The organism is Komagataeibacter xylinus (assembly GCF_031081985.1).
GTDB classification, from domain to species: domain Bacteria; phylum Pseudomonadota; class Alphaproteobacteria; order Acetobacterales; family Acetobacteraceae; genus Komagataeibacter; species Komagataeibacter xylinus_E.
Genome location: NZ_JARWSK010000003.1, coordinates 203,117 through 218,474, shown reverse-complemented (window position 1 = coordinate 218,474; position 15,358 = coordinate 203,117). Strand labels below are relative to the sequence as shown.

The 15,358-nt window shown below is 63.5% G+C and carries 14 protein-coding genes; 5 read left to right on the top strand and 9 right to left on the bottom strand.

Features of this window, described 5'->3' with window-relative positions; all coding sequences use genetic code 11:
• Positions 1-145: 145 nt before the first annotated feature.
• Positions 146-850: a thiaminase II gene (gene tenA, locus QEG70_RS07195; RefSeq protein ID WP_308720036.1), complete on the top strand. Its 705-nt coding sequence runs from the start codon at positions 146-148 to the stop codon at positions 848-850.
• On the opposite strand, the gene QEG70_RS07190 is transcribed toward tenA, so the two are convergent.
• From QEG70_RS07190 to aroB, 5 genes are all read right to left on the bottom strand, one after another.
• Complete coding sequence (locus QEG70_RS07190) at positions 772-1,311, bottom strand: GtrA family protein (protein ID WP_374762564.1); 540 nt, start codon at positions 1,309-1,311, stop codon at positions 772-774. The two genes, tenA and QEG70_RS07190, sit on opposite strands and share 79 nt — an antisense overlap.
• Before the next feature lie 132 nt (positions 1,312-1,443).
• A complete protein-coding gene (locus QEG70_RS07185; RefSeq protein ID WP_308720034.1) occupies positions 1,444-2,529 on the bottom strand; it encodes an OmpA family protein in 1,086 nt (361 codons plus the stop codon).
• Positions 2,530-2,893: 364 nt separating this feature from the next.
• The gene (locus QEG70_RS07180) at positions 2,894-3,991 is read right to left on the bottom strand and encodes an OmpA family protein (protein WP_308720033.1); all 1,098 of its coding nucleotides are present in this window, start codon (positions 3,989-3,991) and stop codon (positions 2,894-2,896) included.
• A 405-nt stretch (positions 3,992-4,396) separates the two neighbouring features.
• Complete coding sequence (locus QEG70_RS07175; RefSeq protein WP_308720032.1) at positions 4,397-5,638, bottom strand: OmpA family protein; 1,242 nt, start codon at positions 5,636-5,638, stop codon at positions 4,397-4,399.
• Positions 5,639-5,912: 274 nt separating this feature from the next.
• The gene (aroB, locus tag QEG70_RS07170) at positions 5,913-7,646 is read right to left on the bottom strand and encodes a 3-dehydroquinate synthase (RefSeq protein WP_308720031.1); all 1,734 of its coding nucleotides are present in this window, start codon (positions 7,644-7,646) and stop codon (positions 5,913-5,915) included.
• Between the two features lie 129 nt (positions 7,647-7,775).
• Between aroB and QEG70_RS07165 the strand changes: the two genes are divergently transcribed.
• From QEG70_RS07165 to QEG70_RS07155, 3 genes are all read left to right on the top strand, one after another.
• Positions 7,776-7,979, top strand: a complete 204-nt coding sequence (locus QEG70_RS07165; RefSeq protein ID WP_308720030.1) for a hypothetical protein — start codon at positions 7,776-7,778, stop codon at positions 7,977-7,979.
• Positions 7,980-7,995: 16 nt separating this feature from the next.
• A complete protein-coding gene (locus QEG70_RS07160; RefSeq protein ID WP_308720029.1) occupies positions 7,996-8,910 on the top strand; it encodes a tyrosine recombinase in 915 nt (304 codons plus the stop codon).
• Between the two features lie 229 nt (positions 8,911-9,139).
• Positions 9,140-10,096, top strand: a complete 957-nt coding sequence (locus QEG70_RS07155; protein WP_308720028.1) for an acetyl-CoA carboxylase carboxyltransferase subunit alpha — start codon at positions 9,140-9,142, stop codon at positions 10,094-10,096.
• A gap of 50 nt (positions 10,097-10,146) precedes the next feature.
• On the opposite strand, the gene QEG70_RS07150 is transcribed toward QEG70_RS07155, so the two are convergent.
• On the bottom strand, positions 10,147-10,905 hold the full coding sequence (locus tag QEG70_RS07150) for a competence/damage-inducible protein A (protein ID WP_308720027.1): 759 nt from the start codon (positions 10,903-10,905) through the stop codon (positions 10,147-10,149).
• Positions 10,906-10,987: 82 nt separating this feature from the next.
• Here QEG70_RS07150 and QEG70_RS07145 point away from each other — a divergent pair, with 82 nt between their 5' ends.
• Positions 10,988-11,878: an SMP-30/gluconolactonase/LRE family protein gene (locus tag QEG70_RS07145; protein WP_308720026.1), complete on the top strand. Its 891-nt coding sequence runs from the start codon at positions 10,988-10,990 to the stop codon at positions 11,876-11,878.
• Positions 11,879-11,928: 50 nt separating this feature from the next.
• Here QEG70_RS07145 and QEG70_RS07140 read toward each other — a convergent pair whose 3' ends face one another.
• The 3 genes from QEG70_RS07140 to QEG70_RS07130 form a co-directional block, all read right to left on the bottom strand.
• Positions 11,929-12,933 carry a bifunctional GNAT family N-acetyltransferase/(deoxy)nucleoside triphosphate pyrophosphohydrolase gene (locus QEG70_RS07140; protein ID WP_308720025.1) on the bottom strand — a complete coding sequence of 335 codons (1,005 nt, stop codon included), beginning with the start codon at positions 12,931-12,933 and terminating at the stop codon, positions 11,929-11,931.
• Positions 12,930-14,051 (bottom strand): Rieske 2Fe-2S domain-containing protein, encoded by a 1,122-nt coding sequence (locus QEG70_RS07135; RefSeq protein WP_374762563.1) that lies wholly within the window; start codon positions 14,049-14,051, stop codon positions 12,930-12,932. Before QEG70_RS07135 ends, QEG70_RS07140 begins: the two co-directional genes overlap by 4 nt.
• A 280-nt stretch (positions 14,052-14,331) precedes the next feature.
• Positions 14,332-15,204 carry an ATP-binding protein gene (locus QEG70_RS07130; RefSeq protein ID WP_308720024.1) on the bottom strand — a complete coding sequence of 291 codons (873 nt, stop codon included), beginning with the start codon at positions 15,202-15,204 and terminating at the stop codon, positions 14,332-14,334.
• Positions 15,205-15,358: the final 154 nt, after the last annotated feature.

Sequence of the window (15,358 nt, the reverse complement as noted above, 5' to 3'; positions counted from 1 at the left end):
AGACGATCCTGTATTGAAAGATATAGATGTAAAACCGGATTCATTCACCTAGCGCACGTAGCACCAGACCGGAAGTGCCAACATGCGTGTAAACCCCAGATGGCGAATGCGTGACAGGCACGCGCCCGGCATGAAAGGATGGAACATGGACGACGAATGGCAGGCCGAACGTGACTGGCCCCTGCTGGCCACGGGGCTTGCAGGCCGCCTGCGCCGTGACTGCATGGCGCAGTGGCTGGGCTTCGTGCGCCACCCCTTTGTGCGCGGAATTGCGGATGGCACATTACCGCCCGAAGCGTTCCGCAATTTCCTGATTCAGGATTATCTGTACCTCATCCAGTATGCCCGCGCCTGTGCACTGGCGGTGTACAAGGCCGATACGGTGGCTGGCATGCGGCATGCGGCGGGGCTGATGTCGGGCATACTGGATACGGAACTGGCCATGCATGTGGGCTACTGCCGCACATGGGGCATAGAAGAAGCTGCGCTGGAACAGGCAGAGGAATCGCTCGAATTACTTGCCTATAGCCGTTTTATACTTGACCGTGCCCAGGCGGGCGACCTGCTGGACCTGCTGGTGACCATGGCCCCGTGCCTGATCGGCTATGCGGAGGTTGGTGCACGGCTGCATGCAAGCCCGCTGACACGGCGCGAGGGCAATCCGTACTGGTCATGGATCGCGCTTTATGGGGGGGAGGAATATACGCAACTGGTGGAAGACGGCATTCGCCAGCTTGACGCGCTGGCCACCCGCTATGGGGCGCAGGCGCGTTATCCGACCTTGTTGCGTGCGTTTGCCACGGCGGTGCGGCTCGAGACCGCGTTCTGGGGCACGGGGCGTTCGGCGTGAAAGGGCAGGATCTCGGCTGTTTTGCGGGGCGTGACTGTTGGCTGGGAATGAAAGACCAGTTTGCGGCTGATATGGAAGTTCGCCATCATGCCCGCGACTGAACCCGCCGCCAGTGCCAGAAAGGGATAGGCCTTGAACACGGGGGATGTGTGGAACAGCATGAACACGCAGCCACGGTTCAGGAAAAAGCCCAGTGCGTTCCCTGCAAGGAAGCGCAGCCACTGGATGAAGAAATGGTGCTGGTTCCCCGCCTTGCGAAAGGTCCAGAGCCGGTTGATCAGCCAGTTGATCGAGGCGGCAATGAAATAGGCGGCGATGGTGGCCGTGGTCAGCCCCACAAAGGGGCGCAGGCCATAAACCGTTGCCGTGTCCCACCCAAGCCCCAATGTGCCGACAATTCCGAATTTGACGAATTGTTGCAGCTTTTCAGAGCGGATTTTGAACACGGGATGACCCTTCATAACCGGGAAAGCGGGTTGGCAGAATAGATTGCTGTCAAAGCATTGCCGCGCCCGTACTGGCAGTCTGATAGAATGATTGACTGGCTGGAAAAAGAGAAAAAGGCGCTTGAAGCGCCTTTTTCTTTAGTATGATCAGTGCAGGATAATCTCGACGCGACGGTTCTGGGGCTCACGGGTATCGGGACCGGTGGGCACCAGCGGGTGGGCTTCGCCGTAGCCATGGATGTCGATGGCGTTGGCGGGCACGCCGTCACGGATCAGTTCAGCCTTCACGCTGTCAGCGCGACGCATGGACAGGCCAAGGTTGTACTTCTCACCGCGCGGACCCGGATGGGCGGAGGTGTTGTCGGTGTAGCCGTTGACCTCGATGCGCGTGGTCTGGACGTGGGTGGAAGCCTGTGCGGCTTCGGCCACGATCTCACGCGAGCGGCCGGTCAGGGCTGCGCCGTCCCAGTCGAAGAACACCAGGTAGGTGCGGGCTGCGGTCGGCGCGGGCGGCACGACGGCGGGAGCCGGCGGCGGCGGCGGCGGCGCGTTGTTGAACGCGTAGCGGACGCCTACGATGAACTGGTGGTTGAAGCGGTGGTCGAAGCGCACGGCCGAACCGTCTTCCGCACGGATGTTGCCCATGCCGAAGGACTCGACTTGGCCAACCATGCGGTATTCGGTGGTCATCTGCAGGCCGGGCACGCCCGGAATGTCATAGGCCGCACCGACGATACCCTGATAGGCGAAGCTGCCGTTGGTGCCCTTCAGCTTGGAGCCGATGTCGCCGGAGTAAGCGCCGCTCTGCATGTTCTGCCACAGGTAACCGGCACCGACACCGACGAACGGCGTGACGGGCACGTCAATGTTGAACAGACGCTTCAGGTCGATATCATACAGCACGTTGATGAAGCCGCCATAGGAGCGGTCGCTGCCCTTGTCGCCACGGGCCTTGCTGTAGATTTCGGACCAGTTATAGGCACCTTCAACTTCAGCACGCAGGCCGTTGCCGAAGCCCCAGCCAACCGAACCGAAGCCTGTCCAGCCGTGACGGTGGCCAAGGCGGCCTACGCCGTAGCCGTCATCCCCACCCGTAGAGCGCATGTGCTGTGTCTGGGTCAGGTTGTAGCCGCCGCCGATATCGACATACGGGCCGGTGATGGTCGTGGCCTTGGCTGCGAACGGTGTCGCTGCCAGCAGGCTGGTTGCCAGCAGGGCAGAGCGGAGACGCATCTGGTGGTCCTTCCTCATGTTATTACTTCTTTGTAAACGACATCATTGCCATGATGCGATGATTAATCGCTTTCGTCACTTAAACACGATGCCAGACATGTGGTTCCGCGCTGCCCGTTGTTCCAGCCGTGCACAAAGGTAACATATGGTGCGGGCCAACCGGCGATGTGTATTTTCTAATTTAGAAACAATGACTTATGAAGTATCCAGACTGTTGTAAACAATCTTGTGCCAGAAGATTTTGCAGATTTTGTGGCATGAAAAACACAGCGGTTCTGGCTCTTCGGGCAACATTAAACAAAGTTTCAAAAACAAAAAAAAGGGAGCCCGGAGGCTCCCTTTTCTTTGACCAATCTGGTCGGGATCAGTGCAGGATGATCTCGACGCGACGGTTCTGGGGCTCACGGGTGTCGGGACCGGTGGGCACCAGCGGGTGGGCTTCGCCATAGCCATGGATGTCGATGGCGTTGGCGGGCACGCCGTCACGGATCAATTCAGCCTTCACGCTGTCAGCACGACGCATGGACAGGCCAAGGTTGTACTTCTCACCGCGCGGACCCGGATGGGCGGAGGTGTTGTCGGTGTAGCCGTTGACCTCGATGCGCGTGGTCTGGACGTGGGTGGAAGCCTGAGCGGCTTCGGCCACGATCTCACGCGAGCGGCCGGTCAGGGCTGCGCCGTCCCAGTCGAAGAACACCAGGTAGGTGCGGGCTGCGGTCGGCGCGGGCGGCACGACGGCGGGAGCCGGCGGCGGCGGCGGCGGCGCGTTGTTGAACGCGTAGCGGACGCCTACGATGAACTGGTGGTTGAAGCGGTGGTCGAAGCGCACGGCCGAACCGTCTTCCGCACGGATGTTGCCCATGCCGAAGGACTCGACCTGGCCAACCATGCGGTATTCGGTGGTCATCTGCAGGCCGGGCACGCCCGGAATGTCATAGGCCGCACCGACGATACCCTGATAGGCGAAGCTGCCGTTGGTGCCCTTCAGGCTGGAACCGGCACCCTGGTTGTAGGCGCCGCTATAAGCACCCTTCTGCATGTTCTCCCACAGGTAACCGGCACCAACACCGACGAACGGCGTGACGGGCACGTCAATGTTGAACAGACGCTTCAGGTCGATGTCATACAGCACGTTGACGAAGCCGCCATAGGAGCGGTCGCTGCCCTTGTCGCCACGGGCCTTGCTGTAGATTTCGGACCAGTTATAGGCACCTTCAACTTCAGCGCGCAGACCGTTGCCAAAGCCCCAGCCAACCGAACCGAAGCCCGTCCAGCCGTGACGGTGGCCAAGGCGGCCTTCGCCGTTGCCGTCATCCCCACCCGCATCACGCATGTGCTGGGTCTGGGTCAGGTTATAGCCGCCGCCGATATCGACATACGGGCCGGTGATGGTCGTGGCTTTGGCTGCGAACGGTGTCGCTGCCAGCAGGCTGGTTGCCAGTAACGCTGCGCGAAGACGCATGTTTCAGTCCTTAATCTGTTGTTGCAGGGCAGAGCCCCGTCTTGTGATCGGGCAATGGGATTTGCCCCGAGACAGGGCAGCCTGAGATTACCCGCAAGCTATGAAGCGGGGATTAGCCTGTCTGGCCCGGCTTGAGAATGGGCAAAATGCGCCATGCGGGACAGGTGTGGCAAAAAAAACACATATCTTTGGGGCCTCTTTGCGGCGGTCTATAAAAAACCCTGATTTTATAAGGATTTTTTTGGACTACTCTTCTAGCCCCCCTCATTTTGCATAGGACAATGGTGTAAACGGAAGGTCTGTTTCAACCCGTTTCGGGGCCGGAAACGGATTCTTTGGCGCGGGGTGTAGGCCAATGCGCCCCGCGCCGGATTCTCCATTTTTTTCAATATATTGCAGTCATGCCTAGTGCAGGATGATTTCCACCCGGCGGTTTTGTGGCTCGCGCGTGTCGGGGCCGGTCGGCACGAGCGGGTGGGCCTCGCCATAGCCATGAATGTCGATGGCGCTGGCTGCCACCCCGTCGCGGATCAGTTCCGCCTTCACGCTCTCTGCCCGGTGCAGTGACAGGCCAAGGTTGTATTTCTCGCCACGCGGGCCGGGGTGGGCGGCGGAGTTATCGGTATAACCGTTTACTTCAAGCCGGGTGGTCTGCACATGGCTGGAGGCCTGCGCCGCCTGCGCCACGATGGCGCGCGCGCGCTGCGTCAGGGTTGCGCCATCCCAGTCAAAGAACACCAGATAGGTGCGGGCGGCCACAGGCGCGGGTGGCACGATTACGGGTGCGGGCGGCGGCGGAGGCGGGGCGGTATTGAAAGCGTAGCGCACGCCTACGATGAACTGATGGTTGAAGCGCTGGTCGTAACGGATGGAATCGTGGTCGGCCACCGGCGTGTTGCTGGGATTGAAGGCAGTCTGGCCGAGATTGCCCGAATTAAAGGATTCCACCTGGCCGATCATGCGGTATTCGGTGGTCATCTGCAGGCCCGGCACGCCGGGAATGTCATAGGCCGCGCCAACAATGCCCTGATAGGCAAAGCTGCCATTGGTGCCGTTATGGCGCACGATTATGTTGCTGTTCGCGATAGGCGTTTCATCATTCACGGTCTGCCACAGATAGCCCGCGCCCACGCCGATGAAGGGCGTTACGGGCACGTCGATGCCAAACAGGCGCTTGAGGTCGATGTCATACAGCACGTTGACAAAGCCGCCATAGGAGCGGTCGGCGCCATCGGTCTTGCCGTGGCCGCCACCATAGGATGTGGTGGTGTAGCGGGTGGTTTCCGACCAGTTATAGGCCCCTTCCACTTCCGCACGAAGGCCGTTGCCAAAGCCCCAGCCGAAGGAGGCGAACCCGGTCCAGCCATCGCCATGATGCATGCGCTCGCGGGCATGGGCGGCGGGACTCATTTCCTGTTGCAGGTTTTTGTTCACAAAGTTCTGGGCTGCCGGGGGCAGGTTCGAAATGCCGGCCAGGTTTTCGTTTTCGCTTATTGCCTGCCCGTCATAGGCGTGCATGTGCTGTGTCTGGGTCAGGTCATAGCCACCGCCGATATCGACGTATGGCCCGGTGATGGTCGTGGCCATGGCGGCCATGACCGGTGTTGTCGTCAATGCAGTCGTCAGCAGTGCCGCGCGAAGACGCATGGTCCCGTCCTTGATGCTTGATCAGACGCCTTCTTTATCTGGTGGAGATGGGGGCATGTTCCACACTGGCCTGATACGGGTTGATCCGGGCGGCGCATGCGCCGCCATTCCAGCGCCAGCGGGATATCAGGGGCGTGCGAAACTGCGTTCATCCGCATCAATCCATGGCGGGATCGTTTTGCGGGGCAAGGATTGAAATAAGGTAAATGTTGCGGGGCACGCGGCGGGGATATGGGCGGTCTGTGGTCAGAATATCACAGCCCCGCCCAGGGCATCAGGCCGTGCAGCCATCCGCGCGCAGGACTTCAAGTACGGCCTCATCAGGCACGTCGCGGCAGGTGAAGGCCCGGCCAATGCCACGCACGAGCACGAAGGACAGGCGGCCATCGCGCATCTTCTTGTCGCGCTGCATGTTGCGCACGAGCTGGGCTGCGGAGAAATTGCGCCCTGTGTCACCTATGCGCGCGGGCATGGACAGGCGTTCGAGATGATGGGTGACGCGGTCGAGATCCTCGGTCGGGCAGTAGCCGAGCCGGACCGAGAGCATGAAGGCCAGCCGCAGCCCGATCGAGACCGCCTCGCCATGCAGCAGGCTGCCGTCATAGCCCATCTCGGCTTCCAGCGCGTGGCCAAAGGTGTGGCCAAGGTTGAGCAGGGCGCGGCCATCGGCCTTGCGCTCCTCGCGCTCATCGGCCACCACCACGCGGGCCTTGAAGGCGCAGGCAAGGCGGATGGCCTCGGCCTGCATGGCCGGATCACCAGCCAGCACCGCGGCGCCGTGGCGCTCGCACCAGTCAAACAGCCCTGCATCGCCCAGCAGGCCGGATTTCACGATCTCGGCGTAACCGGCCCTGAGTTCCCGCACGGGCAGGGTGGCGAGCGTGGAGGTATCGGCCAGCACCGCGATGGGCTGGTGAAAGGCGCCGAGCAGGTTCTTGCCAAAGGGCGTGTTGATGCCGGTCTTGCCACCGACTGACGAATCCACCTGCGAGAGCAGCGTGGTCGGGATCTGTACAAACGGCAGGCCGCGCAGCGTGGTGGCCGCGCAGAAGCCCGACAGGTCGCCCACCACGCCGCCGCCAAGGGCCACGACCGTCGTGCCGCGCTCGACATGCGCCTCGAGCAGGGCGTTGGTCACGCGCTCGTACTGGCTGATGCTCTTTGATCCCTCGCCAGGCGGAATGGTGATGGTCTCGGCGCGGATGCCGGTCTCTTCCAGGGCCTCGAGCAGGCGGGGCAGGTGCAGGGGCGAGACGGTGGCATCCGTAATCACCATCACCCGCTTCTGGGGTAGCACGGGGGCGAGCAGCGCGCCCGCGCGGCGGATCACGTCGGGGCCGATCAGCACCTCGTAGCTGGCGCGGTCGAGCCGCACGGGCACGCGCAGGGGCTGCTGGTTGTGCTGCAGGGCGTGCAGCACATGGTCGGCGCTGTGTTCCACGTTGTCATCTCCACAATCAACGATAATGTCCGCCTCCGCATAGACCGGATGGCGCAGGCGCATAAGGTCGGCCAGCACCGCATGCGGCGTTGCGTTGTTGAGCAGCGGGCGGTGCGTGCGGTCGGCCACGCGCTGCACCAGCACGTCAAGCGGGCAGCGCAGCCAGATCGAGACGGCATGCTCGCGCACGCTCGCGCGCGTGCGCCCATCCATGAAGGCCCCGCCACCGGTAGCCAGCACCACGGGCGGCCCGGACAGCAGGCGGCGGATGACCAGCCGCTCGCCCCGGCGGAATTCGGCCTCGCCATAGCGCTGGAACAGGTCGGCGATGGTGCAGCCTGCAGCGCGTTCGATTTCCTCGTCCGAATCGACAAAGGGCACGCCCAGCCGGGCGGCCAGCAGGCGGCCGATCGTGGTCTTGCCCGCGCCCATCAGCCCGACCAGCACGATGGTGCGCCCGCTGCCCGGCTGCCGGGGGCTGGCGGGGCCAACGGCATTCAGGTCAAGGGGGATGGCAAGGGATGCGGGCTCGGACTGGGGCCGAATGGGGGGAATCTGGCGTGACATGCCGCGCAACCTAACATACAGCAGGACAGGACCGGTAGAGTCCGTGGTCAGGGCAAGCTCCGCGTGGGCGGGGCAACGCGCCTGCGCCCGCCAGGGCCACCGGGGTTTGCAGCATAGGAAAGCGGTTGAATGATCCGTATTGTTATTGCCCTCGCCAGTGTTCTGGTTCTGTGCGTGATCGGGGGCTTTTTCGCGCTCGGGGCCTTTCCGCCCGCGCTGGTGCAGGAAGATGTGCACAAGGATGTGTCCTTCGCCGCCCCGCCACCGCCTGCGGCCCTGCCACCCCTCGGTGCGCCCGCACCGCTGCCGGTAGCCCCGCTGGCCCCGGGCTGAGCGTGCGGGGGGCAGGGTGAGCGCGAGCGGCGTTGACGCCTTTCTTGAAATGCAGGCGGCCGAGCGCGGGGCGGCGCTGAATACCATCCGCGCCTATACCCGCGACCTTGCGGATATGAATGCTGGCCTGCACGCCCGCGGCGTAACGCCGCTCACGGCAGGCGAGAGTGACCTGCGCGACTACCTTTCTGGCCTTGCGCGGCAGGGCCTCGCTGCGCGCACGCAGGCACGCAGGCTGTCATGCCTCAAGCAGTATTTCCTGTTCCTGGCCCGCGAGGGGATGCGGCCTGACAACCCCGCTGCCCTGCTTGAGGCCCCCCGGCTCGATGCGCCGCTGCCACGATTCCTGTCCGAGCCCGAGGTGACGGAACTGCTGGCTGCCTGCGTGCCCGAGCCCAATGCCACACCCGCGCGCAGGCGCAGGCTCATGGTGGCAAGGGCGGCGCTCGAGATGCTGTATGCCTCGGGCCTGCGCATATCGGAACTGCTGTCGCTGCCGCGCCGCGCGCTGGATGCGGCACCGGGCATGATGCTGGTGCGCGGCAAGGGCGGGCGCGAGCGCATGGTGCCCATGTCGGCCCGCGCGCGTGAGGCGGCGCGGGCGCTGATGGCGCTCGATGCCGGGCGTGAAAGCCCGTATCTTTTCCCTGGCCGGAGTGCCCGCCAGCCCATGACGCGGCAGGGATTCGACCGCATTTTGCACGATGTGGCGCTGCGCGCGGGGCTGGACCCGCAGCGCCTGTCGCCGCATGTGCTGCGCCATTCCTTCGCCACGCATCTGCTGGCCCACGGGGCGGATCTGCGCGCGTTGCAGGTGCTGCTTGGCCATGCGGATATCGCCACTACCCAGATTTATACCCATGTCATGCTCGACCGCCTGCGTGACGCCGTGGCGCAGCACCACCCGCTGGGGCAGGATCGCACGGGTTAAAAAGGTCGCCAGACATAAAGAAGTTTTTGGTGAAGCTTTTTTCAAAAAGCTTTGAATAATGCTGCCTTCATTAAAAAAATACCGCTCTCGCGCCCAGGATACGATACGCGTTGGAGGGATGCGTGGTCCGCCAGCGCTCGGCAGGGCCGGACGGACAAAAATGCATGGCAGGCGGAATTCCATGCGCGAAAATGTTTGGCTGGCACGCAGGCTGTGCTATCGGTAGCGCATGCGCCAGTTTCTAGATTTCGAAAAGTCGGTCGCCGAGCTTGAGAACAAGATCGACGAACTTCGCAGGATGTCCGGTCCGGACGGGATCAACATCGCGGAAGAGATCACCCGGTTGAGCGAAAAAGCCGACCGGCAGCTGCGTACGGCCTACGCCAAGCTGACCCCGTGGCAGAAGGTGCAGGTGGCCCGCCATGCCCAGCGCCCGCACACGGTCGATTACATCGATGCGCTGATTACCGAGTTCTCGCCGCTTGCCGGTGACCGGCTGTTTGGCGATGACAAGGCCATCATTGGCGGCGTGGGCCGGTTCAATAACCAGCCCGTCGTGGTTATCGGCACCGAGCGCGGCGCCGAGATCGAGACCCGCCTCAAGCATAATTTTGGCATGGCCCGGCCCGAGGGCTACCGCAAGGCCCAGCGCCTGATGAAGCTGGCGGGGCGATTCGGCCTGCCGGTCCTGACCTTTATCGACACATCCGGCGCATGGCCCGGCATCGATGCCGAAGCCCGTGGCCAGGCGGAAGCCATTGCCCGCTCCATCGAGACCTGCCTGAACGTGCCGGTGCCCGTCATTGCCACCGTCATTGGCGAGGGTGGCTCCGGCGGCGCCGTGGCCCTTGGCGCGGGTGACCGGGTGATGATGCTCGAGCACGCCATCTATTCCGTCATCTCGCCCGAGGCGTGCGCCTCCATCCTGTGGCGCGACCCCAAGCAGGCCGCAACCGCAGCCGATGCGCTCAAGATCACCGCGCAGGACCTGCTCCAGTTGCGGCTGATCGACCGGATCATTCCCGAGCCGCTTGGCGGCGCGCAGCGCGACCCCAAGGCTGCCATCCGCGCCGTGGGCGACGCCATTGCCGCCGAACTGCCCGGCCTGCTGGCCAAGGACCCCGTGCTACTCAAGGCGCAGCGCCGCGAGAAATTCCTCGCCATGGGGCGTGACGCCGTCGCCTGATGGCTTCGGCTGGTAAAAGTTTTTGGTGAAGCTTTTATTTTTTAATAAATTCAGGCTTTTGCCGGTTCACCCGGCAGCGGCGCGAAGCCAAGGCCCGCAATCAGGTCGCGCACGGCGGTGGCGGCATCGCTTACGGCCTGCGTGTCCGTGCCCTTGCACAGCAGGCATACGCCGCGCTGGCTCTCATCAAGCCGGTAGGGGTAGGAGCCGATGTCAATGGCAGGGTAGCGCTCCTGTATCGCCTCGAGCGGGGCGGCGAGCGTGCCTTCATACAGGCCATTGGCATGCCATGCCTGTGAGGTGACGGGCGTGCCGTGGGGCAGGGTGGGCAGCACTTCCTCGAACATTGCGCGCATGATGCGGGGCACGCCTGCCATCACATGCACATTGCCCATGGTAAAGCCGGGTGCGACCGAAACCGCATTGCGGATGGGCGTTGCCCCCTGTGGCATGGTGGCCATGCGCTGGCGGGCGGCGTTGAACTCGCCGGGCGGGAAATGGGCTTCGAGCAGGCTGAAGGTCTCGGGGTGGTGCACCCACGGCACGCCAAACGATTCCGCAACGCAGGCGGAGGTGATGTCATCATGCGTCGGCCCGATACCGCCGGTGGTGAACACATTGTCATAGGCCGCCCGCGCCTCGGTCACGTTACGGACAATGACGGCGCGGATATCGGGAATGATGCGCACTTCGCTGAGTGTTATGCCGGTCTCCGACAGGCGGCGGGCAATATACTGCACGTTTACATCCTGTGTCCGGCCGGACAGGATTTCGTTGCCAATGACCAGCAGGCAGGCGGTGGGATTCATGATCGGCATTCCACTAGGTTGCGGGCAGGGGCATTCTGGCCCCACCCTGTAACGACCACAAGCTTACCCCAAAGGAGACTGCATGAACACGCCAGCGATGCCACACCCGCAATGCGTATGGGATATCAGGGCGCAACTTGGCGAGGGGCCGGTCTGGTCCATGCGCGAGCAGGCGCTTTATTTTGTCGATATCGTGGGCCAGGCCATCCACCGGCTTGACCCGGCCAGCGGGGCCAGGGCGTCGTGGCAGGCACCGGCGCGGCCCGGCTTTGTCGTGCCGGCCAGCGATGGCACGCTGGTCTGCGGGCTGAAGGATGGCCTGTACCGGTTCGATCCCGGCACCGGCGCATTCCATCGCATGGTGGAAGTGGAGCCCGAGCATCCGGGCAACCGCATCAATGATGGCTGCGTGGATTCAACAGGCCGGTTGTGGTTTGGCACCATGGATGATGAAGAAGGCACGCCCTCCGGGGCGTTGTATTCCGTCACCCGCTCCGCGCACGGGCTGGACCTGCTGCGGCATGATGAAGGCTATGTCGTGACCAACGGCCCCGGCATTTCGCCCGATGGCACGCGGCTTTACCACAACCATTCGCCCGCGGGCGTGATTTACGTGTTTGACCTCGCCGCTGATGGCAGCCTGTCGAACCGGCGGGTCTTTGCCCGCGTGGATAATGGCTACCCCGATGGCGTGGTGGTGGACAGTGCGGGCACGTTGTGGGTGGGCGTATGGAATGGCGGGCGCATCGAGCGTTTCCAACCTGATGGCACGCGCCTCGAGCCGATTGCCATGCCTGCGCGCAACGTGACCAAGGTGGCCTTTGGCGGGGCGGACCTGCGCACGCTATACGTGACCACGGCACGCAAGAACACGCCCGATGACGTGCTGGCCCGCACCCCGCAGGCAGGCAGCCTGTTCAGCCTGCGCGTGGACGTGCCGGGGCAGGAACCACACGCCTTCCCCGCGGTCTGATCCGGGGCCGCCTTTTATTTTTTACGGGAGGCAGGTTTTCAAACACTCTCTTACAGCAGATCCTGCAGCAGCGGGATCAGCGGGCGGTCGGCATCGGGCATGGGGTAGTCGCGCAGTTTTGCGGCGGGCACCCATTCCAGCTTCTGCCCCTCGCGCGGGGTGGGGGTGTTCTTCCAGCGGTGGCAGACATAAACCGGCATGAGCAGGTGGAAATGCCCGTAATCATGCGAGACGAAGGTGAAGGGGGCGAGGCACGAGCGGGCCACGTCCAGCCCCAGCTCCTCATCGAGTTCGCGGATCAGGGCGGCCTCGGGCGTCTCGCCCGTTTCCACCTTGCCACCGGGGAACTCCCACAGCCCGGCCATGGACTTGCCTTCCGGTCTGCGGGCCAGCAGCACGCGGGCATCCGAATCCACCAGGGCCACGGCGGCCACCAGCACGATCCGGCGCGTATCGCCTGCTTCGGTCTCTTGCATCATCTCCTCGCCCGACAGGTCGGCATGCCGTGCTTCAAACAGGCGCACCGGGTATTCCCCGCCGCGTGAGACGAATTCCTGCGTGCCTGTGCCATTTTCCCGAAAGCCGATGCGTTTGAGCACCGCGATCGAGGCGTGATTGTCATGTGCGGCGGAGGCGGTCAGCCGGTCCACCGGCAGGTTGGCCAGCGCCCAGCGGGCAAGCCGCCCCGCCGTGGTGCTGGCCACCTTGCGGTTCCAGTGCGCGCGGCCCACCCAGTAGCCCAGTGAGCACGAGCGGTCGGCGGCATTGATGCGCAGCCCGATGCAGCCGATCAGCGCATCGGGCTGGTCGGACTGCGGGCAGGTGATGGCGAAGTGATAGGCCTCGCCATGCTGCGACTGTTCGATGGTGGAGGCGATCCAGTCCTCGGTCATGGCCAGCGAATAGGGGAAGGGAACGCGGCTGAGCATCCGCACCACGCTCCAGTCATTGATCAGCCTGTGCATCGTGCCCGCATCAGATGTGCGGACTTCACGCAGGCGATATTCGCCGGCCTCAAGTAAGGTGACCGAACCATGTCCCGCCTGATCCATCATGCCGAGGCCGCACCCCGTGCAACCGGCGCGGGCGTATCGTCCTGTGCGGGCAGGCCGCATTCAACCAGCAGGGAACGCAGGTTGTTGATGACCGGGAAGATTTCCTGGTTGCGGTCGCCGCCCTGTTCGTACCAGGCATTCTGCTCGAGTTCCACGATCTCGCGGTCCTCGCGGAAGATCCGCTCGGTGAACGCGGTCAGGAACGGCCAGGCCAGGTCCAGCACGCCGGGAATGCCAGGCCGCTTGATGGAAAGCAGGCCAAACACGCGGTTGGTCAGTTCCGCCTCATCCTGCGGCACGTAGGCAATCCACAGATCCATGACCGGCGGGCTGTCGCCTGTCTGGATATGAAGCGTCTGGTAGGGATAGGTGGTGCGGATGGTCATGACATCGCGATGGGCGAATTTCTCGCTGTTGTCGCGCTTCTGGCCAAAGATCAGCGCCTCGCCAATCGGTTGCTTGCCGCTGGTGCGTGCAAAGCTGTAGCGGGCCTCCACCAGGCCGGGGCCACGCTCCTGGCCGAGGAAGCGGGGCTTCATCTGGCCCATCTGCTTCATGTGCATGAACTGATGGTTCATATCCATCAGGTTCTCGTGCATGAAGCTGTAGTGGCAATGCACAAGCTGGCCAAAGCGGCGGGTCTTGTAGGCGGGGTTCGCCACCTCCGCCAGGCGCGGGAAGGGCGTTGCCTCCGCCTTGGCCGGATCACCGGGGAAAACGAAGATCAGCCCATCGGCTTCGCGCACGGGATAGGTGCGCACGCCGTTGGGCAGCTTGCCCTTGCCCAGATAGGGCACGTCGATGCACCGGCCCGAGCGGCCATAGGCCCAGCCGTGATAGCAGCATTGCACGGAGTCGCCCTTGACCGTGCCCTTGCTCAGGGGCACCTGACGGTGGGCGCAGCGGTCTTCAAGCGCGAAAATGCTGCCCCCTTCCTTCGGGCGGACAAGGGCAATGGGCTGGCCCGCATAGCGGGTGCCAATGGTTTTGCCGGGTTTCAGTTCCCGTGACCACGCAACGGGATACCAGAAATCGGGGTTGGCACGGATTCGGCGCAGATCCCGCCCGCTGGCCGGGGCGGAGGACTGCATGCTGTCAGGCGGTAACGACTGATCCATTGTCTCTCTTGACTGTTAACAGGGCATGGCAGCCGGATGTGCCATTGGCAGGATGTCGGGCACAACATGTATTGCGACGCATTCCGAACGTTATCCTGTCGCCATGGCGATATTAAGGATGTTTTTTACGGGCAGGGCAAATGCTTCCGTGCCGTCATGTTTTGTAACGCGGTGGGCGCATCCTTTCGCATCGGGCTTCATGCCGGCCTGTGGTGGTCCATCGAGGGGGATGGAGCATGCCAGCATGCCAGCAGCCGCACGGATCAATCCTTGTGATGGATCATGGCCGGGCAGAAAGTTCGGCGCTCAGATCCTCGATGAACTGGAAGGCCACGCGCCCCGAGCGCCCGCCGCGCGAAAGCGACCACGCATTGGCGCGGCGCACGAGATCCTTGTCGCTGATCGGCAGGTTGCGCTCCTTCGCATAGGCGCGGACCATGTCCATGAACGTATCCTGCGCGCAGTTGTGAAAGCCGATCCATAGCCCGAAACGGTCGGAAAGCGAGACCTTTTCCTCCGTGGCCTCGGATGTGTTGATGGCGCTCGAACTTTCGTTCTCGATCATCTCGCGCGGCATGAGGTGGCGGCGGTTCGACGTGGCATAGAACAGGACATTGTGCGGCCGCCCGGCAATGCCGCCGTCAAGCACGGATTTGAGCGCCTTGTAGTCCGCATCCTCGCGCTCGAATGACAGGTCATCGCAGAACACGATGAACCGGCGCGGGCTTTCACGCAGCAGGGCCAGCAGGTCGGGCAGGGTGGAAAGATCCTCGCGCTGGATCTCGACAAGCACCAGCCGCCCCTTGCCCTGGGGTGCGGGGCTGCCATCAACCAGGTTGGCCTGCGCATGGGCGGCCTTGACGAGCGAGGACTTGCCCATGCCGCGCGCACCCCACAGCATGGCGTTGTTGGCGGGCAGGCCGTGCGCGAAGTGCAGCGTGTTGTCGAGCAGCATCTGGCGCTGGCGGTCGATGCCCTGCAACAGCCCCATCTCCACATGCGCCACGTGGGCCACGGGGGTCAGGCGGCCAAGGGCGGGGTGCCAGATGAAGGCATCCGCCTGCTCCAGCCCGGCAAGCGAGGGTGCGGGGGGTGAGAGGCGCTCGAGGGCTGCGGCAATGCGTTCGAGAACGGGGAGGGTGGTCTGGTCCATCGTCGATCCTGATTCGGGCATGACAGGGCGGTGGCGCAGGCCACCGGGCGATCCGGAGCGCGTTGGCTGACACGGGCCAGGCGAACGCCTTGACGGGAAACAGGCGAAAACTATGGTCCGCATGGCAAACCCGCAACCCGTTCAACCCTTCATT